We start from the raw sequence: 561 nt of genomic DNA on the forward strand, positions 1-561 counted from the left end.
CGACCTGCGGGTCACGGCCATCGATCCCGATCCGCGCGCCCATGCCTTCGCCGTGTCCCGGCCGCGGCCGCCCGGCCTCGAATTCCGGCAGGCCTTCAGCTCGGAACTGGTGGCCGAGGGACGCAGCTTCGACGCCGTGGTGTCCAACCACTTGCTGCACCACCTGACCGCCCCCGAGCTGGCAGGGCTGCTGGCGGACTCGCAGCGGTTGTCACGCGCCCTCGCAGTCCACAGCGACATCATCCGCAGCCGCCCGGCGTATGTGCTGTTCGCCGCCGGGACGCTGCCTTTTTTCCACCGCTCCTTCATCCGCCGGGACGGGCTGACCTCCATCCGCCGCAGCTACACCCCGGAGGAATTGCGCGCCGCCGTCCCGCCGGAGTGGCGGGTGCTGCCCGATTCGCGTTTCCGGCAACTGTTGATCCATGAGCCCGATGCCTGAGGCGGCGCTCCCCCGGGGCCCCGTTGAAGCGCCCGGCGGCCGCCTGCTCGATGTCGCCGTGGTCGGCGGCGGCCCGGTGGGTTTGCTGATGGCCATCCTGCTGGCCCGGCGCGGGGTGG

Annotated in this window: 2 protein-coding genes; both read left to right on the plus strand. The window is 72.0% G+C overall.

Going from position 1 to position 561, the window contains the following annotated elements:
• A partial coding sequence (locus tag AC5RV2_RS18845) for a methyltransferase domain-containing protein (protein WP_494093596.1) occupies positions 1-442 on the plus strand: 442 nt, incomplete at its 5' end.
• Positions 435-561 (plus strand): FAD-dependent monooxygenase (locus AC5RV2_RS18850; protein WP_494093597.1); only part of this gene is annotated, 127 nt, incomplete at its 3' end. The genes AC5RV2_RS18845 and AC5RV2_RS18850, both read left to right, overlap by 8 nt.

The sequence above is a fragment of the Arthrobacter sp. Y3225116 genome, assembly GCF_059091245.1.